At 46.9% G+C, this 7697-nt stretch carries 5 protein-coding genes and 1 pseudogene; 4 read left to right on the top strand and 2 right to left on the bottom strand.

All coding sequences use genetic code 11. The annotated features are described in order from the left end of the window. Window positions 1-226, top strand: a 226-nt coding sequence (locus tag ACESLK_RS29595; RefSeq protein ID WP_373233443.1) for a hypothetical protein, incomplete at its 5' end; no start/stop codon positions are given. Between the two features lie 133 nt (window positions 227-359). On the opposite strand, the gene ACESLK_RS29590 is transcribed toward ACESLK_RS29595, so the two are convergent. Next, window positions 360-3449: an AfsR/SARP family transcriptional regulator gene (locus tag ACESLK_RS29590; RefSeq protein WP_373233442.1), complete on the bottom strand. Its 3090-nt coding sequence runs from the start codon at window positions 3447-3449 to the stop codon at window positions 360-362. Between the two features lie 259 nt (window positions 3450-3708). Further along, complete coding sequence (locus ACESLK_RS29585; RefSeq protein WP_373233441.1) at window positions 3709-5175, bottom strand: ATP-binding protein; 1467 nt, start codon at window positions 5173-5175, stop codon at window positions 3709-3711. A 274-nt stretch (window positions 5176-5449) separates the two neighbouring features. Here ACESLK_RS29585 and ACESLK_RS29580 point away from each other — a divergent pair, with 274 nt between their 5' ends. The 3 genes and pseudogenes from ACESLK_RS29580 to ACESLK_RS29570 all read left to right on the top strand — a co-directional run. Next, window positions 5450-5614: a hypothetical protein gene (locus tag ACESLK_RS29580; RefSeq protein ID WP_373233440.1), complete on the top strand. Its 165-nt coding sequence runs from the start codon at window positions 5450-5452 to the stop codon at window positions 5612-5614. A 74-nt stretch (window positions 5615-5688) separates the two neighbouring features. Then, window positions 5689-7395: a proline--tRNA ligase gene (locus ACESLK_RS29575; protein ID WP_373233439.1), complete on the top strand. Its 1707-nt coding sequence runs from the start codon at window positions 5689-5691 to the stop codon at window positions 7393-7395. Between the two features lie 154 nt (window positions 7396-7549). Beyond that, window positions 7550-7697: pseudogene (locus tag ACESLK_RS29570) on the top strand (DEAD/DEAH box helicase); the annotation flags it as partial.

Below are 7697 nucleotides of genomic sequence, written 5' to 3'. Positions count from 1 at the left end.
CCAATTATGCTTGGAGAACCCTGCACAAGCCGTTAAGGAAGCCATAGGCAAGGAAATACCGCAAGGCTTTAAGCTGCGTTTCGTCGAAAATGAAGGCGCTCACTACACCTTCGTCCTGCCAGACATGATTACAGAGCAGGAGCTATCCGAATCTGATCTGGAAGCCGTGGCGGGTGGAAATGCTATGTTAAAAGAGAAGCGAAAAAATGATATTTTTAGGTATTAATGGAATCTTAAGCAATAAGCGATAAAACAAAAGGCTGTCTGTTAAGTCCCTGAAAATGAGTCAAGTGGAGGTAGACGACGAATCGTTTATCTCCACTTTTTGAATAAGGCCATAGACGAATCTTATCTCGATGTCAATCTGCTTCTTGACCAGCTTGCTGCAGCAATTTCTTTATGGACTCCTTCGGGGTTAAACCCAGCTCGGATTGCAGCATTCGCTTGAGAGCATCATATTGCTTTCTTGCAGAAATACGGTCGCCCGCAAGCAATTGGGCCTCAATTAGTTTGCCATAGATATCTTCATTTAATGGTTGACATTCCAGCGCCTTTGTCAGCAGGTTGATGGCGGTAGAATATTCTTGCATCTGCACGTATTGTTCACCAAGCTGAAGCAGTTTGCGGGTATACTCGCTTTCTAGGTGGCTTCGCGAAGCTTCCGCCCAGCGATAATCATGTCTATCCAGATAACCCGTCTTATAAATGTCCACCAGTTGTTCTTTATAGTTTTGGAGCATGTCGCTATCGGTTGGCAGGTCTGCACATAACAATTGTTTACATTCATCGTAATCGCAATGTAACGGCTCCATTCGAATTCGATAAGAGCCGTTGACATGTTGAACGATGTCTTCAAGTCCGATGGCATTTAGATTTTTGCGGAGATAGTAGACCGTTGTGCTGAGTTGTCCGATGGCTTTATTTACTGCCACATCCCCCCACAAGCTATCCAGGATTATATCCCTCTCCACACGTTCCCCACGATGATGGACAAGGTAGGCCATGAACTCTTTCGTTTTGGCAGTGCGCCATTTGACTTCCTGTCCCTGCTCAGTCGTGACTTTAAATGGTCCAAAACAGCTCACTTGTACCTGGATGGCTTTATTGGGCTTCGATTGCAGCCCGTGGAAGGCATGCAGCAGACTGCGAACATAATCCATATAAGCTGAAGATCCTTTGTTAGTCCGCAAATACTCAGACAGCAGCTCTGCCATCACAGTACCTTTATCGACGAAGCTGCGGATGAACCCTTCCGGATGAGCCAAGCGTAAAGTTATTTCAAGCTTAAAGAGTGCCTCTTCCTTCTGACCCAGCTGGTAGAAGATGACACTTTGTAACATCAGGATTTTGATCCGATCCCTTAGACGACCCTCTTTCACCAAAAAATGAAGCAGTTTTTCCGATAGTGTCAGAGCTTCCTCCATAAACCCGCAAGCGGCGAGTACGTTAACTAAAGCCAGATGCTCGAACACATTATCAAGCGACAGGTCATCCGTATGGGACATACCGCAACGCTGAAGCCACTTATGGCCTGAACAGGTGTCGCCCTGTCGAACAGCCAAGCAGGCCTGCTCCGCCTCAATTTTTCGAATAAAGATGTCATAGTCGGGAGAATCAATCTGCATGTTAAGTTGTTCAATCAACTTCTGCGCCCAGACTGAATGTCCCTTTCCTTGCTGAATTCGCGCAGCGGCAATATAAACCTGAAACAAAACTCGCGGAATGGACAGTTTGATGTTCGGAGCCAGAATTTGGTTCAAGCAATCCTCTGCTTCATCTACCCGGTTCCATTCATACAGCAGTTTTCCGTAAGAGGCAAACATGGACGGCACATACATATGATCTGAACGGGGGCCGTAATGGTTCGTCATCTTTTGCAGAAAGGCGGCTGCCTCATGATGGTCATTTATATAGCCTAAATGATCGTCGAACTCCTCCAACCCGAAATGCTTGTTGTGTCCTAATTTGTGAGTGAGGCTGTGTGTTGAAAAATAAGGATCGGCCTTGATCAGATAGTCCCCCACAAGGTTCAAATTTTTCTGGATATAACAGGAGAGCGCACACAGGACATAAATATTGCCCATGATTTCCTTCCACTCGGCTTCATTCATTTGACCTTGTAGCGCCTCATAACGGATTTTCGCTTGTTCTACTTTTAGAGGAATATCCCCCCATAGCCCCCTGAATCCAACCATGAGGTTCAAATAAAACAATTCAAGGAACGGTCGACCCGCAAGCAGGCTTTCCGGCACTTGCAGAATCCATCGGGTAAGAATCGTACTTTTGGAGAGGAAAAGAGGGAGGTGGTTCTCGATCAGTCGGACGACATCCTCGTACTGTTTTCCCGCCAAATAATGCTCCGCCGCATCTTCTGTGAAGCCATGGGATTCCAACCATTTTGCAGCTTTAACATGCGCCTTCGCACACTCCTCGCCCCCCTTTCGGGTAAACATCGTCTGCAAAAAATCGGATAATAAATGATGGTATCGAAACCAATTTCTCTGATCATCCAAGGGGATGATAAACAAGTGCGCTTGCTCCAACTTTTCCAATTGTTCCTGACAATTCGCCTGGCCCGTTACGGCCTGACAAAGCGAGTGATTTATGCGGCTTAAAATGGACGTTCGGAGCAAAAATGTGCGCGTTTCCTCCGGTTGATGCAGAAACACTTCCTCTAGCAAATACTCGGAGATATGATGCTGATGGCCGTTGAACTTCATGATAGAATCGGTGATGTTATTACTGCGTTTCAATGAAATCGCCGCTAGTTGTAAGCCGCTGATCCAGCCCTCCGTCTGCTTATACAGCCTAGCGACTTGCTCACGGGTCAAGGACAAATCCGTCATATCCCGGAAGAAGGCAAGCCCCTCTTCGGGTTGAAAACGCAAGTCCTGTATCGTAATTCGCTGCAGCTGGCCTTTGGCCAGAAGCCTTGCGGTCGGTATGGGCAATTCCGTACGGCTTGCTATATATAGATGAATAGAAGAAGGTAAATGCTCTAGTAGATAGCTTAAAGATTTATGGATTGCGCGAGATTCGATTAAATGAAAATCGTCAAGGATGATTGCAAACTCGCTGTCTATTTGTTCCAACTCATTCAGCATAGCCTGAATTGCAGGCTCCGGGGACACCAAAGACCCTGATGGCCCATACTCAAGAAGCAGCTGAACAGATGGACTGAAGCCAGTTATCAATTTCTGGATGGAAGCGGTGACGCAATTCCAGAACTGAACCCAATCGTCATCCTGTTTATCTAGTGAAACCCATGCAGCCTGTCGGCCATGATGCCTTGCCCATTCGCTTAACGCTGTCGTCTTTCCATAGCCGGCCGGTGCGCAAAGCAGCGTCAGCTTGACTTTCATCCCCTCGTCAAGCAAGCGCATCAATGAATCACGCTGCACGAAATGGTCCCTCACAGGTGGAATGTATAACTTTGTTTTGACTATCACTTGGTTATGCCCTCCCACACTGAAAGGAAGAAAACACTCCTGAACCCGCAGCCTGGAGCATATGGCGAAGGAGGTTTCTCAGCCGTTTCAAAATGAATATGCTTTCCATCATATTCGACAAAAAACATCAAAATCCTACTTCTATTCGGAGGCTCTACAGGCAACAGGAGCGAAAAAAAACTCCAGAAACCCTTGAATGTAATGGGGTTTTCGGAGTTCTTTTCATTGATCCCATTCGATCACCGCCGAAATAAGCCACCTATTTTCCCTTAATCGATTCCAAATACCGTGTATACTCCGCATGCCCGAGCAAATACAAGAATGCAAAGGCGGGGATTTTAGTAATTGGGCATTTGGTGGGATGGTCCGTGTTACCGTAATCTGTGCTGTTTTTCGTAATGACGATAGCCGCGGCTGTTTTGGCATCATTCGCCCATTCCACGATGGCTTCTTTAGTAGACATTCCTGTGTTTTCACGATATTTTACTTCAATTAGAATTTTGGATAGGGTGCGGTAAGTTACAATGATGTCAATTTCTTTTTCTGTTTTTGAATCACGATAGTAGCCTACCTGGGTCGTGTCTAAGTAGTTAAAAGAATGTACGTGTTTGTAGATGGCCGTCTCAATGATCATCCCCATCTCAACGGAATCCGTTAAGACTTCTTCTCCAATCATCAGAACAGCATTTCTTATAGCAGCGTCAGCTAAATATATTTTTGGCTTTGCCTTTAAGACCTTTTTTCCCGTTTGTTCAGCTGGCTGGCTTATATATATTAAATTTGCTTGCTCCAGGAAGTCCATATAGTTTGCAACGGTTTGCCTCGAAATTCCAACTTCCTTGGCTATGGTGTCTTGTACGACGATGTTGCCACTTATCATACAGAGATAAAGGAAAATTTGTTCCAATTCAGCAACGTTTCGGATAGGAAAGAGAGAAACCATATCACGTTTCAGAACTTTATCCACGACATCTTCCCTAATGATTTTTTGGGCTAATCCAACATCATCGGATAAAGCTACTTCAGGAAATCCGCCGACCAATAAATAACGATGAAAATGCTTCTGGAGTGGCTCTAAACTCATCATAAGCTGAGCTAAGCTAGCGGGTTCCAATGATCCCAGAGCTGTGGGGAATACATTCTTGGACAGCTCTGGCTTGGGGATTTGCATTAAATCAATGTACTCATAGAATGAAAGTGTAGGAATCCGAATGGTTGTCCAGCGGCCTACACCGCTTTCTTTCGCCTTTTCTGCAAGAATAGGGCTGGCAGACCCTGTCGCCATGATGCGATAACTGGGGTATCGGTCATAAAGAGTTTTTAGCCAAAGGTCCCAGTCCTGTGCATATTGAATCTCATCAAAGAAAAAGTACAGATCACGCTCGTCTGGAGTTAGATTGTTCTGGAATACCTCGAGGATCCTTCCGATATCACATAGTTTCAGCATTGGATGATCAAAAGAGACATACAAAATGTTTTTCGAAGGAACGCCCTTCTGTAAACAGTCATCGATTGTCTGGTACATGATGGTGGTCTTCCCTACGCGGCGGGGACCAGATAAGATAATTTCACGTCTAATTTGGGGGTGTTCAAATATTTTCTTTGCTTCAAAATAGGCAAGTCGTCTTACTGGTTTTGTTAATTCTGAAGATATTTTGTTTGAAATCCACCATTCATTGTAGCCTTTAAGGACTTTTAGGATTTTCTCGTCTGTAAGGAAGTTCATGATTTACACAACTCCTCGAATAACGTTAATCATATTATACATTTTGACCGGAAAAATGCAAATTAAAACAACGTATGATATATGCGGAAGGGACCGGGCAAGATCATTGTCTGCTGGAGCTGCTGCGGGAGTGGCAGTGGCATTCCGTTGATTCTACGCGGCTTTTCCTGGATTAAGGAAGCTTACTCATTATAGATGTACATACTTGACATGGATCTCCGCATCGACTATGATCGATAACAATAAATGACAGGAACAGCTTTGACCAAGGAGCATGTTATCAGATTCGGCGGCACAGAGAGAGACCCTAGAGCTGCAAGGTCTCCCCCGAAAGATACATACCCCGCCTTGTGAGCTGCAGCGGCGAATGCAAGTAACCGTTGCCGGTGCCGACCGTTATTCGGATGGAGGATCGCCGGGAACAGGCGATCAAAACTAGGGTGGTACCACGACACATTCGTCCCTGACGAGTGTGTTTTTTTGTTTCGATGTGCCCAATAAGGAGGTATGGTCATGCGTCAAACCCAACTATTTGCCAACACATTACGAGAGGTACCGACGGAAGCAGAAGTTGCAAGTCACCGACTACTGCTGAGAGCGGGCTGTATTCGACAGCTTGCCGCAGGCATCTACACATACTTGCCGCTGGGCTGGCGCGTCCTGCGCAATGTAGAACGAATTGTGCGCGAAGAACTGGACGGTGCCGACGCACAAGAGCTTCTCATGCCGGCACTTCAGCCTGCGGAGCTGTGGAAGGAATCGGGCCGTTATCACGCATATGGTCCAGAGCTAATCCGACTCACCGATCGGCATCAGCGGGAGTTTGCGTTAGGTCCAACACACGAGGAAGTCATGACGATGTTAGTGAAGAACGAAATCAATTCCTATCGTCGGCTGCCTGTCACCCTATATCAAATCCAGACCAAATTCCGCGACGAACGTCGTCCACGTTCCGGCTTGCTTCGAGGTCGCGAATTTCTTATGAAAGATGCCTATTCCTTTGATACCTCATGGGAGGGTTTGGATCGGTCTTACAGAGCGATGTACGATGCGTATCACCGTATATTCGAACGCTGCGGATTAACATTCAGGGCGGTAGAAGCCGATGCGGGATCAATCGGCGGCGAAGGGGGCACCCATGAGTTCATGGCTCTTGCCGACATCGGGGAAGACACCATCGCGGTTTGTACGCATTGCGGGTATGCTGCGAACGTAGAGAAGGCAACATCTATGGAGGATCGCGTTACAACCAGCGGAAATGAAATACCCATGATCGAAAAAATTCACACTCCCGGCGTTCACACGATTGAGCAGCTTGGCCAGCATCTGCAAATCAGTCCCATGGACGTCATGAAGACACTCATCTATACGGCCGATGGGAAGCCAATCGCACTCCTTGTTCGCGGGGACCATGAAGTGAATGAAATCAAGGTAAAGAATGCGTTAGGTGTCGATACGGTAGCACTTACAGACGAGGTGACGACAGTAGCGGTTACGCGTGCTTCGGTAGGGTTTGCAGGACCGATCGGGTTGTCGATCCCTCTCCTTGTAGATGAAGCCGTAGCCCGTATGGAGTATGGTGTAGCAGGTGCAAACGAAAGCGAATTTCATCTCATGAATGTCGTTCCGGGTCGGGATTTCACAATAGAGCGCATCGGTGATTTCCGCAACGTCAATGAAGGCGAATCATGCTCTCGTTGCGAAGCAGGTAAGCTCCAGTTCGTAAAAGGAATTGAGGTGGGCCATGTATTCAAGCTTGGGACGAAATATAGCGAGGCAATGGGAGCACGCTACCTGGATGCGAACGGTAGAGAGCAGTTGATGATTATGGGCTGTTACGGCATTGGCGTGTCTCGCCTCGTTTCGGCGATTGTGGAGCAGCATCATGATGAGCGCGGCATTGTATGGCCACTTGCAATTGCTCCCTACACCGTGCATCTCATTCCGATCTCGATGAAGGACGACACACAGAGGAAAATAGCGAATGATATGTACGACGCATTAAGGCACAAGGGGATCGAAGTGCTGCTCGATGACAGGGACGAACGGGCAGGCGTAAAGTTCAATGATTCCGACTTAATCGGGCTCCCTATTCGTATCGTCGTTGGTAAGGACGCGATTCATGGTCATGTAGAATACGTTGACCGTGGAACGAACGAGAAAGAGCTGCTTTCGATTGACGAAGCCATGTTACGAATAAGCCATGTTACAAAAGCTTGAATTGGCAGGTGATTCGAGCAGTAGAAAGCAGCCGTTCGATTGGGAACGGCTGCTCTGTCCTTTTGCTTTTAATCAGGAATTTAGCTTTTCTCCCTGACTAGAGTATAATGCAAGTATGGCTTGTAAATCGATGCGGCCTCAAGAAGGAGAATATATGACATTTGAACAATTGAAGTTAATTCCCCCAATATGCAAAGCGCTGGCTAAGGAAAATTATACACAGCCTACGCCTATACAGGAGCAGGCAATTCCGCCGGTGCTGGCAGGCCGCGACTTGTTCGGATGTGCCCAGACGGGAACCG

Origin of the sequence: Cohnella sp. (assembly GCF_041640265.1) — a bacterium.
Taxonomy (GTDB): Bacteria; Bacillota; Bacilli; order Paenibacillales; family Paenibacillaceae; genus Cohnella.
The sequence above is the reverse complement of the archived record's forward strand: the minus strand, read 5'-3'. Positions and strand labels throughout refer to the sequence as shown.

Bases quoted from the DNA above. Each gene is read 5' to 3' on its own strand.
- ACESLK_RS29585 (WP_373233441.1), bottom strand. From the start codon at position 5,175: ATGAACTTCCTTACAGACGAGAAAATCCTAAAAGTCCTTAAAGGCTAC.
- ACESLK_RS29580 (WP_373233440.1), top strand. From the start codon at position 5,450: ATGTTATCAGATTCGGCGGCACAGAGAGAGACCCTAGAGCTGCAAGGT.
- ACESLK_RS29575 (WP_373233439.1), top strand. From the start codon at position 5,689: ATGCGTCAAACCCAACTATTTGCCAACACATTACGAGAGGTACCGACG.